We start from the raw sequence: 20,808 nt of genomic DNA on the forward strand, positions 1-20,808 counted from the left end.
AAGTCGCCCCTAATAAGAGAGAAATGCCATGCGTCTGAGCTTGAAGGCCAAAGTCCTGTCCCTCGCCGTCGTGCCGGTGTTGTTGTTTGCTGTGGTCATCAGCCTGACCACCGTGTGGATCCTCCAGGGCCAGGCGCGCAACGAGGTGGATGAAACCCGCCAGCGCCTGCTCAACAACGCCAAGGCCACCCTGCAAAGCTATGTAGAAGTGGCCATGACCACCGTCAAACCGCTCTACGACGCTGCCGCCCCTGGTGATACCGCCGCGCGGGCTGAGGTGGTCAAGTTGCTCTCCAACACCACCTACGGCAAGGACGGTTACTTTTTCGGCTACGACTCCGAGACCATTCGCCTGTTCAAGGGCAATAGCCCGGACGGCGTGGGCAAGAGCTTCAAGGACAACCGCGACCCTAACGGCGTCTACGTCAACCGCGACCTGGTCAAGGTCGGCAAGGATGGCACTCACTACCTGCAATACAGCTCGACCCAGCCCGGCCAGAGTGAACTGGTGCCCAAGCTCGGCTACACCGAATACCTGCCCAAGTGGGACATGGTGATTGGTACCTCGGTGAACCTCGATGGTATCGAAGCCCAGGTGGCGGTGGTCGAAGCCAAGGTTGAGAAGCGCATGGAAGGCGTGCTGCTGAGCATTCTTGGTGTCGCTGTGGTGGTGTTGCTGGTGATTGCCGCCGTGGGCATGGTGACGGCCAATACCATCCTGCGTCCGTTGAGCTTGATGAAAGCCAACCTCGACGATATCGCGGCGGGCGAGGGTGACTTGACCCGCCGTCTGGCGATCACCAGCCAAGATGAACTGGGCGATCTGGCCGGTGCGTTCAACCGGTTTGTCGACAAGATCCACGGGCTGGTGCGCCAGATCACCGAGATGACCTCGCAGCTCACCGGGCTGGTCGGGCAGGTGTCTGAGCAAGCCCAACGCTCGGAAACCGCGATGGAGCGCCAGCGTCACGAAACGGACCAAGTGGCCACGGCCATTAACCAGATGTCCTCCGCGGCCCACGAAGTCGCCCGCAGTGCCCAGGGTGCCGCCGTCGCTGCGCAACAGACCGACGCCGAGGGCCAGGCGGCCAAGCGCGTGGTAGACGGCAGCATCGCGCAGATCCATGCGCTGGTGAACGACATTCGCAGCAGCGGCGTGTCCCTCGACAGCCTGCAGCAGGATGTGTCGTCGATTGTCAGCGTGCTCGGGGTGATCCGCTCGATTGCTGAACAGACCAACCTGCTGGCGCTCAACGCCGCCATCGAAGCCGCGCGGGCCGGTGAGGCCGGGCGCGGTTTTGCCGTGGTCGCCGACGAAGTGCGCGCCCTGGCCAGCCGCACCCAGACCAGCACCCAGGAAATCCAGGGCATGATCGACCGCCTGCAAAAAGGCACCGAAGCCGCCGTGGACGCGATGCGCCGCTCCAGCGATGCCGGCGACGGCACCTCGGCCCAGGCCAACCAGGCCGGGGCGTCGCTGGACACCATGGCCCAACTGATCGGCACCATCAACTCAATGAACGCGCAAATCGCCAGCGCCGCCGAAGAGCAGACCGCCGTGGCCGAAGAGATCAACCGCAGCGTGCATCAGATAGCCGTGGCGGTGGACAGCGTGGCCGACGAAACCCAACTGGGCGCCCAGACCTCACGCAGCCTGGCGGATTTGGGCCAGCGCTTGGGGCAATTGGTGGGGCAGTTCAGGATCTGATCTTCAGTGCATGGCCGGCAGCAGGTCATCTGTATCAAGGTCTTGAGGATCGTGCTCTCCGTCGAGATGGTCTTCGCGTTCGCCTGATAGTTGCTCTGGGCCTTGATCAGTTCCACCCGTTCGTTGGTCATGTTGGCCATGTTGACCACCACACCGCCGGGGTTGGCAGCGGCACCGTTGGCTTTCCACACGCCCCCGGTGCCCGGTAGCCCGTTGGCAATGGCCAGGGCGGTGTTGGAGGCCGTGCTCGGCGGGGTGACGATGCCGCTGAGTGTGCGCAAGGCGCATGGACGTTCGTGGGAGCCTGTATAGAGAGCCGGTGGAGGCCGCGGATTATTTACGTGGCGCCGGGTTAGAGGTCGCGCATCAGCAGGCCGAAGCGCAGGTCCATCTCGGCCGGGAGCGGCACATACACGGTGTGCCCATCGCCCGGCGCCACCTCGATGGCTTCGCCCTTGGCGTTGTGCAGCGTGGCCAGGTCAAAGTGAAAGTTGCCGGCGGGGGTCATCAGTTCGAGGCGGTTGCCCACGGCGAAGCGATTCTTGACCTTGACCTCGGCCAGCTCGCCACGGCGTTCGCCGGTCAATTCCCCGACAAACTGCTGGCGCTCCGAGACTGAACTGCCGTTCTGGTAGTTCTGGTATTCGTCGTGCACGTGGCGGCGCAGGAAACCTTCGGTGTAGCCGCGCTGGGCCAGGGATTCCAGGTCGGTCATCAGGGTGCGGTCAAATGCGCGGCCGGCCACCGCGTCATCGATGGCCTGGCGATACACCTGGGTGGTGCGTGCGCAGTAGAAGTGCGATTTGGTGCGGCCTTCGATCTTCAGCGAATGCACGCCCATGTGCGTCAGGCGCTCCACGTGCTGCACGGCGCGCAGGTCCTTGGCGTTCATGATGTAGGTGCCGTGTTCATCCTCGAACGCGGGCATGTGCTCATCGGGGCGGTTGGCTTCCTGCAACAGGAACACTTGATCGGTCGGCGCGCCGATGCCCAAGGTCGGCTGGAATTGCTGGACGATCTCGCCCGTGGCGTTTTCCACGGCCGGCGTGGCCTGGTACTTCCAACGGCACGCGTTGGTGCAGGTGCCTTGGTTGGCATCGCGTTTGTTCATATAGCCGGATAACAAACAGCGCCCGGAATAGGCCATGCACAAGGCGCCGTGCACGAACACTTCCAGCTCCATGGTCGGCACCTGCTGGCGGATCTCGTCGATCTCTTCCAACGACAGCTCGCGTGACAGGATCACCCGGCAGATGCCTTGCTGCTGCCAGAACTCCACGCTGGCCCAATTCACGGTATTGGCCTGCACCGACAAGTGAATCGGCATCAGCGGGAAGTGGCGGCGCACCAGCATGATCAGACCTGGGTCGGACATGATCAGCGCATCCGGGCCCATGGCGATCACCGGCGCCAGGTCCTTGAGGAAGGTCTTGAGCTTGGCGTTGTGCGGCGCGATGTTCACCACCACGTAGAAGCGCTTGCCCAGCGCGTGGGCTTCCTGGATGCCGAGGGCCAGGTGGGCGTGGTCGAATTCGTTGTTGCGTACGCGCAGGCTGTAGCGCGGCTGGCCGGCGTAGACCGCGTCGGCGCCGTAGGCGAAGGCGTAGCGCATGTTTTTCAGGGTGCCGGCGGGGGCGAGCAGTTCGGGGGCGATCACAGGGGGCATGGGCTCACGTCGCAAAAGGTCGCGAGGGTAGTGGAGCTTGAGGTGGGATTTATTGATCCAGGTCGGCCTTTGCTGATTTTTTATCATGACTTGATTGATGCGCAGGGCGAGTGCGAAGACTCAGGCTTCAAGCCCTTGAATCAGGCCGTCTATGCTGGTTGGAGAATCAAGGGCACTCCCAGGATTGGCTGCGGACTAAGCAACAGGGCCTACACAGGGCCTTTGCTTTTCTGACATGGACCGGACATGAATCAAACCAACCTGCAATTCAAAACCCTGCTGTTGCTGCTGGCCCTGGTGACCATCGCCTTCATCTGGATATTGCTGCCGTTCTACGGCGCGGTGTTCTGGGCGGTGATCCTCGGCATTATCTTTGCCCCGATGCAGCGGCGCCTGCAACAGCGGTTCAGTTGGAACCGCAACCTGACGTCGCTGGCGACCCTGACGGTGTGCCTGATCATTGCGATTCTGCCGGTGATCATCACCAGCATATTGCTGGTGCAAGAGGGCGCGACCCTCTACAAAAACATCGAAAGCGGCAAATTGGATGTGGCCGGGTACATCGAGCAGTTCAAGAACGTGCTGCCGCCGTACTTTCAGCACCTGCTGGACCGTTTCGGCATGGGCAACCTGGAAGGCCTGCGGGAGAAAATCGTCAAGAGCGCGATGCAAGGCAGCCAGTTCTTTGCGACCCAGGCATTCAGCTTCGGCCAGGGCACGTTTGATTTCCTGGTGAGCTTTTTCATCATGCTGTATCTGTTGTTTTTCCTGCTGCGTGATGGCCCCGAGCTGGTACGCAAGGTGCGCACGGCGGTGCCGCTGGCCGAGCCGCAAAAGCGTCGCTTGCAGCTCAAGTTCAACCGGGTGGTGCGGGCCACGGTCAAAGGCAACGTATTGGTGGCCGTGACCCAAGGTGCGCTGGGCGGTTTGATCTTCTGGTTTCTGGACATTCCCAGTGCCTTGCTCTGGGCGGTGTTGATGGCGTTTCTGTCACTGCTGCCGGCGGTGGGCGCGGGAATTGTGTGGGGGCCGGTGGCCGCCTACTTCCTGTTGAGCGGTTCGATCTGGCAGGGCGTGGTGCTGGCGTTGTTCGGCGTATTTGTGATCGGGTTGGTGGACAACGTGCTGCGTCCGATCCTGGTGGGCAAGGACACTAAAATGCCCGACTATTTGATCCTGATCTCGACCCTGGGCGGCCTGTCGGTGTTTGGCCTGAACGGGTTTGTGATCGGGCCGCTGGTGGCGGCGTTGTTCATGTCCAGCTGGGCGCTGTTTGTGGAGAGCAAGCCGCGGGTCAAGCTGCCGCTGCCTTGAGCATCACGCGTGCAGCCTGAACGTGGACGCTTGTTGCAACTGTTTTTGTGCGGCGGATAACGAGGTGAGCGGGCCGCTGATGGGCTCGCCATCGCGTACCAGGTACCAGCAGGCCAGTAATCCATGCTCGCGAAGAGAGGCGGGGACGGCGCTGCCGATGACGGACATGATCTGGACAGTGGGCATGATAGATACCTCCGATTGCTATGGAGGCCACCTTAAGCGGTGAATGCACGCAGGAAAAATCACCTGGCTCGATAGTCGACATCAACGCTAAGCGTCAATCCACGACCTGATCCAGCATGTTCACCACTTCCTGCTCACTGAGCAGGCCCTTGCGCACCAGGTTTTCTGCCAGCAAAGCCAGGAACTTCGCGCTGCGGTGGCCTTCCAGGTGTTTGAGTTCGGTGAGTGCGCTGTAGACCTTACTGGAGGTACACAGGCCGGCGGTGCGGTGTGGGTTCTGCGTGGGCATGGTCAGTCGTCCTTGTTGTTATTGGGTGGACAGGGTCAATTGTGAGACTGTTTCGTGACGTAAACATGACAGCGCGAGTATCGGTCCGGCAAGTAGACATTGGCCTTAATGATGTGCGATTACGGCCATGCCATTGTCCTCATAGCGACCTTGGCACTCTAAATCCGGACTTTGCGGGCAAAAAAAAGGCCCCGCGTGTAGGCGAGGCCTGTGCCTGTCATGTCAGTTAAGTGTTACCAGCCGCGACGGTAATAGCCGTGGGGAGGGCCGTAGTAGCCACGCGGTGGGCCGTAATAGACCGGCGCCGGGCGGTAATAAACCTGCTGTTGCACATACACCGGCGGTGGCGGTGCGTAGTAGACCGGCGGCGGAGCGGCATACACCGGCTGCGGCTGGACGTACACCGGCTGCTGCACGTAAACCTCACGCGGTTGGCTGGCAACCACGGAGCCCACGACAGCTGCGCCCACTAACGCACCCAAGACGGCCGGGCCACCCCATCCACCACCGTGGGCGGAGGCTTGGCCTGCCATAGCGAGTGCACCGATAAGCAAGGCGATCTTGGGGATTTTACGAATCATGGTCATTCCTCGGTTAGCCCCTGCGCTTGTGGTCTGCAATCAATAGACTCAAGGATTGTCGCGGGGATACTTTTAAGACAGCGTGTTTCTGAAAAACAGCACAGCCGATAGGTAAAGGTTGTGTAAGGTCTGTACCCAATTGCTTACTCAAAGGAGTTACCCATGCAGATGCACCCCAACAAGGACACCCAACTGTGCATGTCATTGTCGGCGCGCCCTGGAAATTTTGGCTTGCGTTTCCATAACCATCTGTATGAACAGCTGGGTCTGAACTTTTACTATAAGGCCTTCAGCAGCCAGGATTTACCCGGCGCGATCGGCGGTATACGCGCGTTGGGCGTGCGCGGCTGCGGTGTTTCCATGCCGTTCAAGGAGGCCAGCATTGCCCTGGTCGATGAGCTGGACGACTCGGTCAAGGCCATCACGTCCCTCAATACCATCGTCAACACCAATGGCCACCTCAAGGCCTACAACACGGACTACATCGCTGTCGAACAACTGCTGAAAAAGCACGCGGTACCGAAGGATTCGACCTTTGCCCTGCGTGGCAGCGGCGGCATGGGCAAGGCCGTGGCCAGCGCTTTGCGCGACGGCGGTTACGCCAACGGCGTGATTGTGGCGCGTAACGAGGCAGCGGGCCGGGCGTTGGCCCAGAACTTGGGGTATGAATGGCTGCCGGAATTGGGTGACCTGCGCCCGCAGATGTTGGTCAACGTGACGCCGATCGGCATGAGCGGCGGGGCGCAGGCGAATCAATTGGCGTTTGACGCTGAGGCTGTGGATGCGGCCGATACGCTATTTGATGTGGTGGCGATCCCCGCCGAAACGCCGCTGATCGTGCGCGGGCGTGCCAAAGGCAAACGCGTGATTACCGGGCTGGAAGTGATCGCGATCCAGGCGTTGGAGCAGTTTGTGCTGTACACCGGCGTGCGGCCGACTGATGAGCAGTTTAAGGCGGCAGTGGCCTTCGCCCGAGGCTAAGCCTTGTACATAGTCAATGTGGGAGCGGGCTTGCTCGCGAAGGCGGTGTGTCAGTCAATAGATGAACCGACTGATTAGCCGCTTTCGCGAGCAAGACCGCTCCCACATGTTTGACCGAGTTAAGCCTGTTCCAGCTGGGCCAGGCGCTCTTCCAACGCAGCAATCCTGGCTTCAAGCTCTTCGATACGATCCAGAGAGACTGCACCAGCCGACCGCTCCACCGGACTCCCGCGCGCCGCCAGAATCACCTCGATATCCGCCGGATCCCCCAGCGCGTGGGTATACCGGTCTTCCCGCTGCCCCGCCTGTTTCGGCACCAGCACCGCCAGCCCGCGCGCAATCAGGCGCTCCAGCTGGTGCACGACCTGCTCGGCATCTTCAAAGTCATGCATGCGCCCGCTGCGGGTCAGCAGCTCATTGACGGTTTGCGGCCCGCGCAGGAACAGCAGCCCGATCAGGATCACCTGTGCCGGTACCAGCTCCAGCGCCTTGTCCACGCGATGCTCCCAACGGTCGGCGCGGCTGCCCATCACCAGGCGGGTAAAGCCCTGGCCTTCCAGCGCGCGCAGGCTTTGGCCGACCTGGCCTTGGCTGAGGTTGGTCACCGGCTCGCGGCTGGTCTTCTGGTTGCAGGCCAGCACCAGGGCGTTGAGGGTCAGGGGGTAGGTTTCCGGGTTGGTCGCCTGTTTTTCGATCAGGCAGCCCAGGATGCGGATTTCCGTGCTGTTCAGGCGCGGCTCAGGGGTCTCGGTGTCGTGCTCGGCGGTCATCGCGCTTTCCCTATGCAGTGAATGCACTAGCCTAAGCTGGAAAAAATAAAAGACAAGCAGCTGGCATGTCTATAATCGCCGCTGGTTCCAAACCCTGCCATAACCGCGAGACTGTCATGACTATTTCCCTGTACGCCGCCTCCATCCCGGTCTTCAAGCAAATGCTCAACGCCCTGAGCGATGTGCTGAACAAAGCCGAAGCCCACGCCACCGCCAAGAACATCGAGCCGAACGCACTGCTGCAAGCGCGTCTGTTCCCGGACATGTTCCAACTGGTACGCCAGGTGCAGATCGCCGTCGACTTCGCCAAGGGTGTTTCCGCACGCCTGGCCGAGATCGAAGTGCCGAAGTACGAAGACAGCGAAGTGACCTTTGCCGACCTGCAGGCACTGATCGCCAAGGTGCTGGCATTTGTCGACACCATCAAGCCTGAGCAAGTCGACGGCAAGGAAGGCATCGAGATCATCACCCGCCCAGGCACGCCGAAAGAGAAGCGCTTCAGCGGCCAGTCCTACCTGCTGACCTACGGCCTGCCGCAGTTCTTCTTCCACGTCACCACCGCTTACGCCTTGTTGCGTCACAACGGTGTGGAAGTGGGCAAGCGCGATTACATGGGCTCTTTCTAAATAGCCGCTTTCTACATAGCCGCTTTCCAAGCCAAAAAAAGCCCGGGGTGGTTCTTCAATGAACCTCCCCGGGCTTTTTTGTGCCTGAGCGTTAAGCCGGTTGCTCTTCCTTGCCCAGGCACGCCGCCGCAGTAAACAGCACATCGGTGGACGAGTTGAGTGCGGTTTCCGCCGAATCCTGCAGCACGCCGATAATAAAACCGACGGCCACCACCTGCATGGCGATCTCGCTGGGAATACCAAACAGGCTGCATGCCAAGGGAATCAGCAACAGCGAACCGCCGGCCACACCCGATGCGCCACAGGCACACACCGCCGCGACCACGCTGAGCAGCACGGCGGTCGGCAGGTCGACGGCAATCCCGAGGGTGTGCACGGCCGCCAGGGTCAACACGGTGATGGTCGTCGCGGCACCGGCCATGTTGATGGTGGCACCCAGCGGGATCGACACCGAGTAGGTGTCTTCATGCAGGCCCAGGCGTTTGCTCAACGCCAGGTTCACCGGGATATTCGCCGCCGAGCTGCGAGTAAAGAACGCGGTGATGCCGCTTTCGCGCAGGCACAACAGCACCAGCGGGTACGGGTTACGGCGCAGTTTCCAGAACACGATGGCGGGGTTGACCACCAACGCCACGAACAGCATGCAGCCGATCAGCACCGCCAGCAGGTGCGCGTAGCCGAGCAGGGCGCCGAAACCGGAAGTGGCCAGGGTCGAGGCCACCAGGCCGAAGATGCCCAACGGTGCGAAGCGAATCACCACGCGCACAATCAGCGTTACCCCGTTGGACAGGTCATCCAGCACCGTGCGGGTCGTCTCGCCAGCATGGCGAATCGCTATGCCCATGCCGATGGCCCAGGCCAGGATGCCGATGAAATTGGCATTCATCAGCGCACTGACTGGGTTATCCACCACGCTGAGCAGCAAGCTTTGCAGGACCTCGCCGATACCGCCGGGGGCGCTGACGGTGAGGTCATGGGAGGCCAGTACCAGCGTCGAGGGGAACAGCGTGCTGCCCACCACCGCGACGACGGCAGCCGCAAAGGTGCCCAGCAAGTACAGGAACAGGATCGGCTTGATATGGGTTTCCTGGCCATGTTTATGGCCGGCAATCGAAGCCATCACCAGCACAAACACCAGGATCGGCGCCACGGCCTTGAGCGCGGCGACAAACACCTTGCCGATAAAACCGCTGGCCTTGGCTGCCTCGGGCAACAGCAGGGCCAACAGTATGCCGGCGACCAGGCCGATGAGGATTTGCGTGACCAGGCTGACGCGGGTCAGGCGCTGGAAGAGGGAAGGGGCGGCAGTCATAAACAGTTGTCTCTAGTTCTTTTAATGGGAAGCAGCATTGCAGGCAGGAAGCGCAGATGAAAGCAGGCGCAAAGTCTAACATGCTGTAGGAAGCGTCCCGTTCAGTGCGACATTCCGTCACCGCGGCCGTAGGCTTTGGCCATATCCCGACATACTCTGTTAACATTCTCGCCTCTCAACTTTCCTATCCGTCAGCGAGCCCTTCGGGCTGTCGTTGATGTCGTCGTTTCTGGAGTTTTCATGCTGTTTCCCATCCTGCTGCTGTCGGCTGCCGGCTTTACTGTGCTGACCACAGAATTCATCATCGTCGGCCTGTTGCCGGCCATTGCCCGGGACTTGCATGTCAGCGTGTCCCAGGCCGGGCTGCTGGTGACCCTGTTCGCCTTTACCGTGGCGGCGTTCGGCCCGTTTCTCACGGCGTACTTCGCACGCTTCCCACGCAAACGGCTGTTTATCAGCATCCTGATCATGTTCGGGGTGGCCAATACCGTGGCGGCATTGGCGCCGAATATTTGGGTGATGGCCTTTGCACGGTTGATTCCGGCGCTAGGGTTGCCGGTGTTCTGGGCCTTGGCCAGTGAAACCGCGGTGGACATCGTCGGCCCGGAATACGCCGGGCGCGCCATCGAAAAGATTGGTTTCGGCATCGTCTGCGCCACGGTGTTCGGCATCCCCGTGGGCACCTTGATTTCCGACATGTTCGGCTGGCGCACCGCGTTTGCCATCCTCGCCGTCGTGGCGTTGGCCAAAGCGTTGCTGCTGTTCATCTACCTGCCGGTGACAAAACCGAAGAACGATCAGGTGACGCTGCGCTCGCAGTTCAAGATCCTGCGTAACCCGGTGATGCAGGGCCATATTTTGCTGTCGATCCTGGTGTTCAGCGGCATGTTCACCGCCTACACCTACCTGGCGGACATCCTCGAGCGCCTGGCCGGCTTCGACGGCACACTGGTGGGCTGGTGCTTGATGGGCTTTGGCGCAGTGGGCTTGATCGGCAACTCCCTGGGTGGGCGCGCAGTGGATCGCCACCCGTTGATCGCGTCCATGGTGTTCTGCGGCTTCATGATCGCGGGCATGGTGGCCTTGGTCCCGGCGATTCACTCACCGGTCGGCCTGGCGGCGGCCATGGCGGTGTGGGGCGTGACCCAGGCGGCGATGTTCCTGGTCAGCCACGTGCGCTTGATGAAGGCCGCACCCCATGCGCCGGCGTTTGCCGCCTCGTTGAACATTGCCGGGGCCAACCTGGGGATTGGCCTGGGGGCGATGGTCGGCGGGCATGTGATCGACACCCTCGGCCTTGGCAGTCTGGGCTTTGCCGCCTCCGGGTTTATCCTGGTGTCGATCCTGCTGGCGCTGTGGCTGATGATTGCCAAACCGCCCGCCGCCCGCGCCTGATCATCAGGGCAGGGCGGTAAACAGCTCGCGTCGCGCCCCTTCGGTAATCGCCACGATGCCGGGGTGCTTGACCTTGCGCTCCACCGAGATCGCGTAGAACGACTCGGTGACCGCATCGGTCTGGCCGATCAGCGCCACGCCGTACTGGCGCACCACCTCATCGGCAATCACGCTGGGCGCGATAAAGATCCCGCTGCCGGATTGGCCAAATGCCTGCATCAAGGCACTGTCGTCGAACTCGCCGATGATCTTCGGTTGAATCTGCTGCTCGGCAAACCAACGCTGCAAGCGGCTGCGCACCACCGTTTCTGCACCCGGAATCAACAAGGGTGCGCCCTGCAAGCACTGTGGGAAATCGCCGCCGTATTGGTCAGCCAATGCCTGGGTGGCGAAAAAACTGATGCCGCATTCGCCCAGTTTCTGGCTGTAGCCCTTGATGTCCAGGTGCGTGGGCATGGGGCTGTCGGAAATTACCAGGTCCAGGCGCTGGATCGCCAAGTCGGCCAATAAACGTTCGAGTTTGTCCTCGCGGCAGGTGATGCGGATCGGCTCGCTCAGTTCCATGGTCGGTGCAATCAGCCGGTACACGATGGACTTGGGCACCACATCCGCGACCCCGACCCGGAACAGGATCTGCTGTTCATTGGGCTCTGCGCGCAACAACGCCTCCAACTCATTGCCGGTCTGGAACATCTGCTCGGCGTAGGGCAGGACGCGGCGCCCGGCTTCGGTGAGTTCCAACTGGCGCCCGACGCGCTGAAACAACGCGATACCAAAGGTTTGCTCCAGCAGGCTGATCTGCCCGCTGATGGTCTGGGGCGTGAGGTTAAGTTGCTCACAGGCGCGTACGATGCTGCCGGTCTTGGCCACAACCCAGAAGTAATGCAGCTGTCGGTAATTGAGCATGGCGGGCTACACTTCGTAAAAAACGAAGTATACGTGAAAAAAATACGAATTTTCCTGAAGTGTTCGCGTGCATAGAATGCCTCGCTATCGAGGGGCCACTATTTGGACCCAATGGTTCTAACGAGGAATACATCATGAAACTCAATTCTCTGGGCGCCGCGTCGTTGCTTGCGCTTTCATTGGTAATGGTCAGCGGCTGTGATCAGGTGGAAAAGAGCGCCCAGCAAGTGCTGGGCAAGGCCACCGAATCCGCCAAGCAGGCTATCGATGAAACCCATAAAGCTGCCGAACAGGCATTGAGTGAAGCGACACAGGGCCTGATCAGTCCGGAAAAAAACGATGATCAGAAACAAAAAGAATCTGAATCAAGCAGCAAAGAAGCTTAACTCCCCAGCACAACGTCAGGACTGACCTATGGATTACCTTTTACAACTGGCTGCCAGCCCCACCGCCTGGGTCGCACTGGCCACCTTGATCGTCATGGAAATCGTGCTGGGCATCGATAACCTGATCTTTATCTCGATCCTCACCAACAAATTGCCCGAGAAGCACCGAGCCAAGGCGCGGCGCATCGGCATCAGCATGGCGCTGGTGTTACGTCTGGGCCTGTTGAGCACCATTGCGTTTATCGTGCAGTTGACGGCGCCGGTGTTCGAAATCTTCGGCCAGGCATTTTCGTGGAAGGACATGATCCTGATCGCCGGTGGCCTGTTCCTGGTGTGGAAGGCGACCACCGAGATCCACCACAGCATGGACCCGGAGCCGGAGCAGAAGGAGTCCGTCAGTAACGTCGTGACCATTGGCTTTGCTGCGGCCATCGGCCAGATCCTGTTGCTCGACCTGGTGTTCTCCATCGACAGCATCATCACCGCCGTGGGCATGACCGAGCACTTGCCGATCATGATCATTGCTGTGGTGGTCTCGGTGATCGTGATGCTGGTGGCGGCTGAACCGCTGGCCAAGTTCATCAACGACAACCCGACCGTGGTGATGCTGGCCCTGGGCTTCCTGATCATGATCGGCATGACGCTGATCGCCGAAGGCTTCGGCGCCCATGTGCCAAAAGGCTACGTGTATGCGGCCATGGCGTTCTCGGCAGCGATTGAGTGCTTGAACATCGCAAGACGCAATCGCCATCAGCGTTTGCTCGCCGCCAGGCAGTAACGCTAGAAACGCAAAAAGCCGGCTGAGCTAACAAGCGCCCAGCCGGCTTTTTGCTGTCTGATAGAATCTGCGCACTTGTTACCTTGAGGTCCACCATGAACGAGCCGATTCGCCTCACCCAGTACAGCCACGGCGCGGGTTGCGGCTGCAAGATTTCACCCCAGGTGCTGGAAGTGATCCTCGCCGGCAGCGGCGCACAGAACCTGGATCCCAACCTGTGGGTAGGCAACGCCTCACGCGACGACGCGGCGGTGTACGCCATCGACGACGAGCGTGGCGTGGTCTCCACCACCGACTTTTTCATGCCGATTGTCGATGACCCCTTCGACTTCGGCCGCATCGCCGCCACCAACGCGATCAGCGATATCTACGCCATGGGCGGCGATCCGTTGATGGCCATCGCCATTCTGGGCTGGCCGGTGAATGTGCTGGCGCCGGAAATCGCCCGCGAAGTGATCCGTGGCGGCCGTTCGGTGTGCGACGCCGCCGGCATTCCGTTGGCCGGTGGGCACTCCATCGACGCGCCGGAGCCGATCTTCGGCCTGGCCGTCACCGGCATCGTGCAAAAGCGCCATATGAAGCGTAACGACACCGCCACCGCCGGGTGCAAGCTGTACCTGACCAAACCGCTGGGCATCGGCATCCTCACCACCGCCGAGAAGAAGGGCAAGTTGCGCGAGGCGGACATCGGCCTGGCCCGCGACTGGATGTGCACCCTCAACAAGCCTGGCAGCCGTTTCGGCAAGTTGGCGGGCGTTACTGCCATGACCGATGTCACCGGTTTCGGCCTGCTGGGCCATCTCGTGGAGATGGCTGACGGCAGCGGCCTGACAGCGCGCATCGAGTATGAAAAAGTCCCACGCCTGCCGGGGGTTGAAGACTACCTGGATCAGGGTTGCATGCCCGGTGGCACGTTGCGCAACTTCGACAGCTATTCGAGCAAGCTCGGGCGCCTGCAAGAACTGCACAAGCGCGTGCTGTGCGACCCACAAACCAGCGGCGGCTTGCTGATTGCCGTGACCCCGGAGGGCGACGCCGAATTCCACACGGTGGCCGCCGAGCTGGGCCTGAGCCTTGAGCCAATCGGCGAACTGGTTGAGCGACAGACCCACGCGGTAGAGGTGTTTTGATGGCAACTGACATCACCGACTACCGCGACATCTTCCTCAACGACCGGCCGATGATGGATACCCGCGCGCCAATCGAGTTCACCAAGGGCGCATTTCCCGGGGTGATCAACCTGCCGCTGATGACCGACGACGAGCGCCAGCGGGTCGGCACTTGCTACAAGCAGCAGGGCCAGCAGGCGGCAATCGTTTTGGGGCATGAACTGGTGTCCGGGGCGACCAAGGCCGAGCGCATCGAGCAGTGGGCGCAGTTTGCCAAGGCCAACCCTGAGGGTTATTTGTATTGTTTTCGCGGCGGTCTGCGTTCGCAGATCGTGCAGCAATGGCTGAAGACCGAAGCCGGTATCGAGTACCCGCGGGTGGGCGGTGGCTACAAGGCCATGCGTACCTTTCTGCTGGAGACGCTGGAGCACGCCACGGCAGAGTGTGATTTCGTGTTGTTGGGCGGCATGACCGGCACCGGCAAGACCGAAGTGCTCGGCCAACTGCGCAACGCCCTGGACTTGGAAGGCCACGCCAACCATCGTGGCTCCAGCTTCGGCAAACGCGCGACATCACAACCCTCAAACATCGACTTCGAAAACCGCTTGGCCGTGGACCTGCTCAAAAGACGCGCGGCCGGCGTCGAGCAGTTTGTCGTCGAGGACGAAAGTCGCACGATCGGCAGTTGCGCGCTGCCCTTGCCGTTGCACAAGGGCATGCAGACATTTCCAATGGTGTGGTTGGAAGACAGTATTGAAGGCCGCGTCGAAAGAATCCTGCGCGATTACGTGGTCGACCTCTGCGCCGAGTTCATCCAGGTATTTGGCGACAATGGCCAGGCGCTGTTTGCCGAACGCCTGACCCAGAGCTTGGCCAATATCCACAAACGCCTGGGCGGCGAGCGCTTCCAGCGGTTGCAGGCAATCCTGCAGGACGCTTTGGCCGAGCAGGCCCGCAGCGGTGCGGTGGAACTGCATCGGGTGTGGATCGAGGGCTTGTTGCGCGAGTACTACGACCCGATGTACGCCTTCCAGCGTGAAAGCAAAGGCGCGCGGATCGAGTTTGCGGGCGAGCAGAGCGCGGTGGTGGAGTACCTGCGCGAGCGCATTGCCAGGTCAGCATAATGGAGTGGGTTTAAGGGCCTTTTCGCGAGCAAGCCTGCTCTCACATTTTTGACCGCGTTCATTCTGTAGAAACGCGGTCAAAAAGTGGGCGCTGGCTTGCCTGCGATAAGGCCCTCAGCCTCACCTGAAAACTAAAGAATCACCGCCCCAATCAACCCACACACCACACCCACCAGCATGGTCAGCCCGGCCACCGTCACCAGCACCCGCGCATCGAAATCCTTGCGCAGCATCAACAGTGACGGCAGGCTCACGCTGGGCAGGGTCATCAGCAAGGCCACGGCGGGGCCGGTGCCCATGCCCAGAGTCATCATGGTTTGTACGATAGGGATCTCAGCTGCTGTAGGAATCACGAACAGTGTGCCGACGATGGCCAGCGGTACCAACCACATCAGGCTGTTGGCCATGGCCCCGTCGACATGGGGGAACAGCCAGACCCGCGCGGCACCCAACACCAGCACGGCGAGGATATAGACCGGGATCGTGCTCCAGAACAACTGCCACAGGGTACGCAACCAACGGCTCAGGAACGGTTGCGATTCGCTCAGGCTAGCGTCGGCTACCGCGTCTAAAGCGGCTTCGGGCACCTGATCGGGTCGGGCAATCCGCTGTGCCACCAGGGACACGCCGACCACCAGTACAATCCCCGCAACCAACCGCAACGCGGTAAAGCCCCAGCCCAACACAAAGCCCATGAACACCAGCGTCGCCGGGTTCAAGACCGGGTTGGCGATCCAGAACGCCAGTGCGGCGCCTACCGATACGTGCTGACGGCGCATGCCCGCCGCCACCGGTGCTGCGCAGCAACTGCACATCATGCCCGGCAAGGCGAACAGCCCGCCGCGCAGGGTCGAACCCAGGCCGGCGCGGCCAAACAGGCGCAGCAGCCAGTCGCGGGGGATCAACACTTGCAGCAGCGAACCCAGAATCACCGCCAGCACGGCGGCCTTCCAGATGGCTAGGAAATACACTTGGGCATAGGCCAGCGCGGCCGTCAGGGGGGCGGTTTGCTGATCATTGAGAATCGAGGCGCCGATGCTGTGGTTATCCGCTGCCACGAACGCCTTGAGGTAATAGGGCGACCACTTCACGTAGTAGAGGCCGATGCAGGCCACCAGCAGGAACAGCGCTGGTTTCCACCAGAACGACCAGCCCCGGTTGGGCTGGGTGGAGATGAGGTTGGGCATGGTGCAGGTCCGCAGAGGGTTCAATAGCGGGGCATCATACGCCTGTGTCAGATATCCGCAGCGGTCTGCGTTGCATCCGGGCACGTCTGCTGGCCGTTATCCAGGCCTTGCTTGTAGTTGCGGCTGAGCAGCGAGGCCTTGCCGTTATGCCAGGTCAAGGTCAGTACATACAAGGTGTCGAAGTCACTGCCTGACCAATCGTCGGTGATGGTGTGTTTTTCACCCGAGGCTTCACTGGCCACCTTGTTGATCAGCTCCGGCAGGTAGCCGTGGGACCAGGCGGTGTAGATGATCGAGTTGTGGTACTTGTCTTCCACCAGCTCGTCAGCGAGGTCGCTGGTGTCGTTGGCCGAGAATTTGATGTTAACCGGCAGGCCGAGCTTGATGGCGCTAGGGCTGATGGTCATCAACGGGCGAATGTAGCTGTACGAATTGTCCTTTTCGCCTTCTTCGACATTGCGCGTCGGGTTGGGGGCAAACACATAGTTGGCATTACCGAATTTTTGCGGCAGTACGGTGGCCAGGTTCATGGCGCGGTTCAGGCCTTGGCAGTTCAACTGGCCGAGGCCGCCGGCGGGTTTTTCGCCGTGGCGCAGGAATACCAGGGTTTGTACGCCGTCTACCGGCCCGGCGCTGCTGATTCGTGATTCCAGGGTCAGACCGATCGCGCCGCCGACCACGAGCAGCGGCAACACGATGTATGAGTAACGTTTAAGGCGACGAGCAAGGCACAAAGGCTTGATTCTCATTGTAGGTTCGAGTCTTCAGTGCATCGGGTTAAGGCGGAAAAGCCCGGCCCCAGCGACGCATGCGGCGCCCTGCGGTTTTTCCATGTCGTTGTAACAGGGTGTCTCCTTTCACCGTGATGGCGCAGTTAAGAGTGCATATAGCCACTTTGGTTCGCCTGCGCGCCAGATTAGCGTGGCAATGTTGCGCAATGATGACCCATGCACGACGCTGGGTAGGTGGTTATTATGTGAGCTTTGCGCCTGGGGATTTTCTGATGAACGCACTCGCCGCTTTCCCGATTAATAGCAAATGGCCTGCCCAGCATCCGGAGCGTTTGCAGTTGTATTCGTTGGCTACGCCCAACGGCGTCAAAGTATCCATCATGCTTGAAGAACTGGGCTTGCCTTATGAAGCGCACAAGGTCAGTTTCGAGACTCAGGACCAGTTTTCGCCTGAGTTCTTGTCGCTGAACCCCAACAACAAAATCCCCGCGATTATCGACCCCAATGGTCCGAGCGGTCAGCCATTGGCGCTGTTCGAGTCAGGCGCGATCCTGATCTACCTGGCGGAGAAAACCAGCCAATTGCTCTCCGAAGACCCGGCCACCCGTTACGAAACCCTCCAATGGCTGATGTTCCAGATGGCCGGTATCGGGCCGATGTTCGGCCAAGTGGGGTTCTTCAACAAATTTGCCGGCAAGGCCTACGAAGATAAACGCCCTCGTGATCGCTACGTGGCCGAGTCCCGGCGCTTGCTGGATGTGTTGGAAAAACGCCTGCTGGGCCGCACCTGGATCATGGGCGACGAGTACAGCATCGCCGACATCGCTACCTTTCCATGGATTCGCAACCTGATCGGCTTCTACGAATCCGGCGACCTGGTAGGCATTGCCGATTTCCCGAACGTACTGCGCGCGTTGGACGGCTTTGTCGCACGTCCGGCGGTGATCCGTGGCCTGAACATACCTGCCTGACCCCAAGAGCGTTGAAATATGCCGACTTTCGATTTTAAGCAACTGGATGTATTCAGCAGCGTTTCGCTCAAGGGCAACCCACTGGCGGTGGTGTTGGGGGCTGACAGCCTCACCGACCAGCAAATGGCCGATTTCGCCAACTGGACCAACCTCAGCGAAACCACGTTTTTGCTGACACCGCGCGACCCACGAGCGGACTACCGGGTGAGAATTTTCACCACGCTCAAAGAGCTGCCATTCGCCGGCCACCCGACGCTGGGCAGTTGCCATGCCTGGCTGCAAGCGGGGGGCGTTCCCAAAGGTGAGGAGATTATCCAAGAGTGCGAAATCGGCCTGGTGCGTATCCGTCGCGAAGGCGATGAGCTGGCCTTTATAGCTCCGCCGTTGTTGCGTAGCGGTGCCGTTGAAGCGCCCTTGCTGGAACGCGTGCGCTTGGGGCTCGGCCTGGCACCCGACGCCATTGTGCGTAGCCAATGGGTCGACAATGGCGCGGACTGGCTGGCAGTAATGCTCGCCGATCGCGAACAAGTACTGGCGCTGCAGCCGGATTACTCGCAACTGCATGGGTTGGCCATTGGCGTCATCGCGCCCTGTGACCCGACGAGGGACGCTGTGGGCACGCACTTCGAAGTCCGCGCATTTATCGCGGGCGACAGCGCCCAGGAAGACCCGGCCACCGGCAGCCTGAATGCGGGCATTGCCCAATGGTTACTGGGTGAAGGCCTTGCGCCGAGCCGCTACGTAGTCAGCCAAGGTACGGCCATTGGGCGCGCCGGGCGTATTCGCGTCGATCGCCACGGTGATGAAATCTGGATCGGCGGCGCCGTTTCGGTGTGCATCGAAGGGCGCGTACAGCTCTAGATCAATGAATTGTTACGGGCTGCGCAATACACTATTGGCCCCTCGGCGTTTGTGCTGCCGGGGCCAAGGGGCATAAGCTTTCGCCCCAACTATTTCTGCCGCAACCTAGGACAGCCATGACCAGCCAGTTCCCCCAAGCCCGTCCACGCCGCCTGCGCCGCTCCCCGGAGTTGCGTGGTCTGTTCCAGGAAACCGAATTCACCCTCAACGACCTGGTGCTGCCGATCTTCGTCGAAGAAGAAATCGACGACTTCGTCCCCATCACCAGCATGCCGGGTGTGCAGCGTATTCCTGAAAAGAAACTGGCCGGTGAGATCGAGCGTTATGCCCGCGCCGGGATCAAGTCAGTCATGACCTTCGGCGTGTCCCACCACCTGGACGCCAACGGCAGCGACACCTGGAAAGAACGCGGCCTGGTCTCGCGCATGTCCTCAATCATCAAGGACGCCGTGCCGGAAATGATCGTGATGTCTGACACCTGCTTCTGCGAATACACCGACCACGGCCACTGCGGCGTGATGCACGGCGCCCATGTCGACAATGACGCGACCCTGGTCAACCTCGGCAAACAAGCCGTGGCCGCCGCCCGCGCCGGTGCTGACGTCATCGCGCCTTCCGCCGCCATGGACGGCCAAGTCCAAGCGATCCGCCGCGCCCTGGACGATGCCGGCTTCACGCATATTCCGATCATGGCCTACTCCACCAAATTCGCCTCAGCCCTCTACGGCCCGTTCCGCGAAGCAGGCGGCAGCGCGCTCAAAGGCGACCGTAAAAGCTACCAGATGAACCCCATGAACCGCCGCGAAGCCGTGCGCGAATCGCTGCTCGATGAGCAGGAAGGCGCGGATGCGCTGATGGTCAAACCAGCCGGTGCCTACCTCGACATCATCCGCGACATCCGCGAAGCCTCGCGCTTGCCGGTGGCGGCGTATCAGGTCAGTGGTGAATACGCGATGATCAAATTCGGTGCCCAGGCGGGCGCGATTGATGAGGCGCGCGTGGTGCGGGAGACGTTGGGGTCGATCAAACGCGCGGGGGCGGATTTGATTTTCACGTACTTTGCGATGGATTTGGCGTTGGCGGGGATTTGATATCGGGTTGTAGTCCTGTGGCGAGCGGAACTGCTCGTCTCGGGGCTACATCTACACCGATTCTGCCCAGCGCTGGCAGAAGTCGTGTTGCTCCTGTATGTCGTTGGTGAGATTACTTTCTTCATAAGAGAAAATATGCACAAGTTCACCGTCCGGAACTCCCATAGTCAGCTCGTAGGCGACTAGGCCGTTAGACATTTGCGAAGACATTCCTGATGTGTGGACGTTGATTTTTGATCCTTTGCATAGAAATTTTATATCTTTCAAGTCTGCCCTCATTAAGCCGAAGCAGCCGTACAGGTCCAAGGCGGTGTAGGATTTTTGGGGCTCATTACCTAGAAGTAGATAAAGGGTAGGTTTGCCTCCTTCGTATTCGAGGATTGCGCTTTCACGTATGCCGTTTTTGATGATAGTGATTTTACGGGGTTTCATCGGTGATCCATAATTGAAAAGTGCGTTATTAAATATTTTCGGGTTTTGTAATTAAATAGTGAGTTGGGTCTTATTCTTTTGCTTGTTGTATTTTTTTAGTCGGCTTAGAAGGGTTTGCATAAAGCTTTGTTGGTGCGTTATGGGGGAGCTAAAATAGGTTGCCATCGTTTTGAAGATGGCGTCGAAGTTATCATTCTTTGATAGGTAGTGCTTGATAGAGGAGATAAACCATTTTTGTTCAAGGGCTGTATAAGCTAGAAATTCTGGTTTTGTCAGTGCGTCAAAGATCTCTATAAGCTCTTTTTCGTTATTTGGGTCTTTTGAAGAGATAAGTTTTTCTCTTTCTAAGTTATCTGTGTTTTCAATGTCGTAAGTGAACAGTAACCCACGGATTATTTCCATGC

The 20,808-nt window shown here is 60.1% G+C and carries 23 protein-coding genes and 2 pseudogenes; 13 read left to right on the forward strand and 12 right to left on the reverse strand.

Going from position 1 to position 20,808, the window contains the following annotated elements:
* Positions 1-28 precede the first annotated feature (28 nt).
* A pseudogene (locus KZH41_RS30455) lies at positions 29-850 on the forward strand (cache domain-containing protein); the annotation flags it as partial.
* Between the two features lie 102 nt (positions 851-952).
* The gene (locus tag KZH41_RS30460; protein ID WP_370004746.1) at positions 953-1,708 is read left to right on the forward strand and encodes a methyl-accepting chemotaxis protein; all 756 of its coding nucleotides are present in this window, start codon (positions 953-955) and stop codon (positions 1,706-1,708) included.
* Positions 1,709-1,731: 23 nt separating this feature from the next.
* On the opposite strand, the pseudogene KZH41_RS11545 reads toward KZH41_RS30460, so the two are convergent.
* A pseudogene (locus KZH41_RS11545) lies at positions 1,732-1,842 on the reverse strand (flagellar basal body rod C-terminal domain-containing protein); the annotation flags it as partial.
* A gap of 218 nt (positions 1,843-2,060) precedes the next feature.
* Positions 2,061-3,374 (reverse strand): tRNA 5-hydroxyuridine modification protein YegQ, encoded by a 1,314-nt coding sequence (gene yegQ / locus KZH41_RS11550; protein WP_263274851.1) that lies wholly within the window; start codon positions 3,372-3,374, stop codon positions 2,061-2,063.
* Between the two features lie 246 nt (positions 3,375-3,620).
* On the opposite strand from yegQ, the gene KZH41_RS11555 reads away from it, so the two are divergent.
* The gene (locus KZH41_RS11555; protein WP_094952546.1) at positions 3,621-4,688 is read left to right on the forward strand and encodes an AI-2E family transporter; all 1,068 of its coding nucleotides are present in this window, start codon (positions 3,621-3,623) and stop codon (positions 4,686-4,688) included.
* A gap of 3 nt (positions 4,689-4,691) precedes the next feature.
* Here the strand turns inward: KZH41_RS11555 and KZH41_RS11560 are convergent, their stop codons facing one another.
* The 3 genes from KZH41_RS11560 to KZH41_RS11570 form a co-directional block, all read right to left on the reverse strand.
* Positions 4,692-4,874 (reverse strand): hypothetical protein, encoded by a 183-nt coding sequence (locus KZH41_RS11560; protein ID WP_083359190.1) that lies wholly within the window; start codon positions 4,872-4,874, stop codon positions 4,692-4,694.
* Positions 4,875-4,968: 94 nt separating this feature from the next.
* Positions 4,969-5,163 (reverse strand): hypothetical protein, encoded by a 195-nt coding sequence (locus tag KZH41_RS11565; RefSeq protein WP_010211349.1) that lies wholly within the window; start codon positions 5,161-5,163, stop codon positions 4,969-4,971.
* 233 nt (positions 5,164-5,396) lie between these two features.
* Positions 5,397-5,750 (reverse strand): hypothetical protein, encoded by a 354-nt coding sequence (locus tag KZH41_RS11570; RefSeq protein ID WP_083359188.1) that lies wholly within the window; start codon positions 5,748-5,750, stop codon positions 5,397-5,399.
* Between the two features lie 156 nt (positions 5,751-5,906).
* Between KZH41_RS11570 and KZH41_RS11575 the strand changes: the two genes are divergently transcribed.
* Positions 5,907-6,725, forward strand: coding sequence for a shikimate 5-dehydrogenase (locus KZH41_RS11575; protein WP_094952547.1), 819 nt, complete (start codon positions 5,907-5,909; stop codon positions 6,723-6,725).
* A gap of 119 nt (positions 6,726-6,844) precedes the next feature.
* On the opposite strand, the gene KZH41_RS11580 is transcribed toward KZH41_RS11575, so the two are convergent.
* A complete protein-coding gene (locus tag KZH41_RS11580; RefSeq protein ID WP_094952548.1) occupies positions 6,845-7,495 on the reverse strand; it encodes a YceH family protein in 651 nt (216 codons plus the stop codon).
* A 116-nt stretch (positions 7,496-7,611) separates the two neighbouring features.
* Here KZH41_RS11580 and KZH41_RS11585 point away from each other — a divergent pair, with 116 nt between their 5' ends.
* On the forward strand, positions 7,612-8,121 hold the full coding sequence (locus KZH41_RS11585; protein ID WP_094952549.1) for a DUF1993 family protein: 510 nt from the start codon (positions 7,612-7,614) through the stop codon (positions 8,119-8,121).
* Between the two features lie 91 nt (positions 8,122-8,212).
* On the opposite strand, the gene sstT is transcribed toward KZH41_RS11585, so the two are convergent.
* Positions 8,213-9,433: a serine/threonine transporter SstT gene (gene sstT / locus KZH41_RS11590; protein ID WP_094952550.1), complete on the reverse strand. Its 1,221-nt coding sequence runs from the start codon at positions 9,431-9,433 to the stop codon at positions 8,213-8,215.
* A gap of 240 nt (positions 9,434-9,673) precedes the next feature.
* Between sstT and KZH41_RS11595 the strand changes: the two genes are divergently transcribed.
* Complete coding sequence (locus KZH41_RS11595; protein ID WP_094952551.1) at positions 9,674-10,828, forward strand: MFS transporter; 1,155 nt, start codon at positions 9,674-9,676, stop codon at positions 10,826-10,828.
* Positions 10,829-10,831: 3 nt separating this feature from the next.
* Here the strand turns inward: KZH41_RS11595 and nhaR are convergent, their stop codons facing one another.
* Positions 10,832-11,734 (reverse strand): transcriptional activator NhaR, encoded by a 903-nt coding sequence (gene nhaR, locus KZH41_RS11600; protein WP_094952552.1) that lies wholly within the window; start codon positions 11,732-11,734, stop codon positions 10,832-10,834.
* Between the two features lie 134 nt (positions 11,735-11,868).
* Between nhaR and KZH41_RS11605 the strand changes: the two genes are divergently transcribed.
* The 4 genes from KZH41_RS11605 (at position 11,869) to mnmH (ending at position 15,131) form a co-directional block, all read left to right on the forward strand.
* Positions 11,869-12,120 (forward strand): hypothetical protein, encoded by a 252-nt coding sequence (locus KZH41_RS11605; protein WP_094952553.1) that lies wholly within the window; start codon positions 11,869-11,871, stop codon positions 12,118-12,120.
* Between the two features lie 28 nt (positions 12,121-12,148).
* Entirely contained in the window at positions 12,149-12,898 is a 750-nt protein-coding gene (locus tag KZH41_RS11610) for a TerC family protein (RefSeq protein WP_094952554.1), read from the forward strand.
* A 95-nt stretch (positions 12,899-12,993) separates the two neighbouring features.
* Positions 12,994-14,028 carry a selenide, water dikinase SelD gene (gene selD / locus KZH41_RS11615; protein ID WP_094952555.1) on the forward strand — a complete coding sequence of 345 codons (1,035 nt, stop codon included), beginning with the start codon at positions 12,994-12,996 and terminating at the stop codon, positions 14,026-14,028.
* Positions 14,028-15,131 carry a tRNA 2-selenouridine(34) synthase MnmH gene (gene mnmH, locus KZH41_RS11620; RefSeq protein WP_094952556.1) on the forward strand — a complete coding sequence of 368 codons (1,104 nt, stop codon included), beginning with the start codon at positions 14,028-14,030 and terminating at the stop codon, positions 15,129-15,131. Before selD ends, mnmH begins: the two co-directional genes overlap by 1 nt.
* A 131-nt stretch (positions 15,132-15,262) precedes the next feature.
* Here mnmH and KZH41_RS11625 read toward each other — a convergent pair whose 3' ends face one another.
* A complete protein-coding gene (locus tag KZH41_RS11625; RefSeq protein WP_094952557.1) occupies positions 15,263-16,318 on the reverse strand; it encodes a permease in 1,056 nt (351 codons plus the stop codon).
* Positions 16,319-16,365: 47 nt separating this feature from the next.
* Positions 16,366-17,067, reverse strand: coding sequence for a histidine phosphatase family protein (locus KZH41_RS11630; protein WP_263274852.1), 702 nt, complete (start codon positions 17,065-17,067; stop codon positions 16,366-16,368).
* A gap of 254 nt (positions 17,068-17,321) precedes the next feature.
* Between KZH41_RS11630 and KZH41_RS11635 the strand changes: the two genes are divergently transcribed.
* The 3 genes from KZH41_RS11635 to hemB all read left to right on the forward strand — a co-directional run bounded on the left by KZH41_RS11635 (position 17,322) and on the right by hemB (position 19,972).
* On the forward strand, positions 17,322-18,020 hold the full coding sequence (locus KZH41_RS11635; RefSeq protein WP_094952559.1) for a glutathione S-transferase N-terminal domain-containing protein: 699 nt from the start codon (positions 17,322-17,324) through the stop codon (positions 18,018-18,020).
* Between the two features lie 18 nt (positions 18,021-18,038).
* Positions 18,039-18,881 (forward strand): PhzF family phenazine biosynthesis protein, encoded by an 843-nt coding sequence (locus tag KZH41_RS11640; RefSeq protein ID WP_263274853.1) that lies wholly within the window; start codon positions 18,039-18,041, stop codon positions 18,879-18,881.
* Positions 18,882-18,997: 116 nt separating this feature from the next.
* Entirely contained in the window at positions 18,998-19,972 is a 975-nt protein-coding gene (gene hemB, locus KZH41_RS11645) for a porphobilinogen synthase (RefSeq protein WP_094952561.1), read from the forward strand.
* A gap of 51 nt (positions 19,973-20,023) precedes the next feature.
* Here hemB and KZH41_RS11650 read toward each other — a convergent pair whose 3' ends face one another.
* Together KZH41_RS11650 and KZH41_RS11655 are read right to left on the reverse strand one after the other, a co-directional pair.
* The gene (locus tag KZH41_RS11650; RefSeq protein WP_242155440.1) at positions 20,024-20,404 is read right to left on the reverse strand and encodes a hypothetical protein; all 381 of its coding nucleotides are present in this window, start codon (positions 20,402-20,404) and stop codon (positions 20,024-20,026) included.
* 51 nt (positions 20,405-20,455) lie between these two features.
* Positions 20,456-20,806 carry a hypothetical protein gene (locus KZH41_RS11655; protein ID WP_242155441.1) on the reverse strand — a complete coding sequence of 117 codons (351 nt, stop codon included), beginning with the start codon at positions 20,804-20,806 and terminating at the stop codon, positions 20,456-20,458.
* Positions 20,807-20,808: the final 2 nt, after the last annotated feature.

Origin of the sequence: Pseudomonas sp. YeP6b (assembly GCF_025642995.1) — a bacterium.
Lineage (GTDB): Bacteria > Pseudomonadota > Gammaproteobacteria > Pseudomonadales > Pseudomonadaceae > Aquipseudomonas.

Coding starts and splice junctions, on each gene's coding strand:
- KZH41_RS30460 (WP_370004746.1), top strand. CDS start 953: ATGGAGCGCCAGCGTCACGAAACGGACCAAGTGGCCACGGCCATTAAC.
- yegQ (WP_263274851.1), bottom strand. CDS start 3,374: ATGCCCCCTGTGATCGCCCCCGAACTGCTCGCCCCCGCCGGCACCCTG.
- KZH41_RS11555 (WP_094952546.1), top strand. CDS start 3,621: ATGAATCAAACCAACCTGCAATTCAAAACCCTGCTGTTGCTGCTGGCC.
- KZH41_RS11560 (WP_083359190.1), bottom strand. CDS start 4,874: ATGCCCACTGTCCAGATCATGTCCGTCATCGGCAGCGCCGTCCCCGCC.
- KZH41_RS11565 (WP_010211349.1), bottom strand. CDS start 5,163: ATGCCCACGCAGAACCCACACCGCACCGCCGGCCTGTGTACCTCCAGT.
- KZH41_RS11570 (WP_083359188.1), bottom strand. CDS start 5,750: ATGACCATGATTCGTAAAATCCCCAAGATCGCCTTGCTTATCGGTGCA.
- KZH41_RS11575 (WP_094952547.1), top strand. CDS start 5,907: ATGCAGATGCACCCCAACAAGGACACCCAACTGTGCATGTCATTGTCG.
- KZH41_RS11580 (WP_094952548.1), bottom strand. CDS start 7,495: ATGACCGCCGAGCACGACACCGAGACCCCTGAGCCGCGCCTGAACAGC.
- KZH41_RS11585 (WP_094952549.1), top strand. CDS start 7,612: ATGACTATTTCCCTGTACGCCGCCTCCATCCCGGTCTTCAAGCAAATG.
- sstT (WP_094952550.1), bottom strand. CDS start 9,433: ATGACTGCCGCCCCTTCCCTCTTCCAGCGCCTGACCCGCGTCAGCCTG.
- KZH41_RS11595 (WP_094952551.1), top strand. CDS start 9,674: ATGCTGTTTCCCATCCTGCTGCTGTCGGCTGCCGGCTTTACTGTGCTG.
- nhaR (WP_094952552.1), bottom strand. CDS start 11,734: ATGCTCAATTACCGACAGCTGCATTACTTCTGGGTTGTGGCCAAGACC.
- KZH41_RS11605 (WP_094952553.1), top strand. CDS start 11,869: ATGAAACTCAATTCTCTGGGCGCCGCGTCGTTGCTTGCGCTTTCATTG.
- KZH41_RS11610 (WP_094952554.1), top strand. CDS start 12,149: ATGGATTACCTTTTACAACTGGCTGCCAGCCCCACCGCCTGGGTCGCA.
- selD (WP_094952555.1), top strand. CDS start 12,994: ATGAACGAGCCGATTCGCCTCACCCAGTACAGCCACGGCGCGGGTTGC.
- mnmH (WP_094952556.1), top strand. CDS start 14,028: ATGGCAACTGACATCACCGACTACCGCGACATCTTCCTCAACGACCGG.
- KZH41_RS11625 (WP_094952557.1), bottom strand. CDS start 16,318: ATGCCCAACCTCATCTCCACCCAGCCCAACCGGGGCTGGTCGTTCTGG.
- KZH41_RS11630 (WP_263274852.1), bottom strand. CDS start 17,067: ATGAGAATCAAGCCTTTGTGCCTTGCTCGTCGCCTTAAACGTTACTCA.
- KZH41_RS11635 (WP_094952559.1), top strand. CDS start 17,322: ATGAACGCACTCGCCGCTTTCCCGATTAATAGCAAATGGCCTGCCCAG.
- KZH41_RS11640 (WP_263274853.1), top strand. CDS start 18,039: ATGCCGACTTTCGATTTTAAGCAACTGGATGTATTCAGCAGCGTTTCG.
- hemB (WP_094952561.1), top strand. CDS start 18,998: ATGACCAGCCAGTTCCCCCAAGCCCGTCCACGCCGCCTGCGCCGCTCC.
- KZH41_RS11650 (WP_242155440.1), bottom strand. CDS start 20,404: ATGAAACCCCGTAAAATCACTATCATCAAAAACGGCATACGTGAAAGC.
- KZH41_RS11655 (WP_242155441.1), bottom strand. CDS start 20,806: ATGGAAATAATCCGTGGGTTACTGTTCACTTACGACATTGAAAACACA.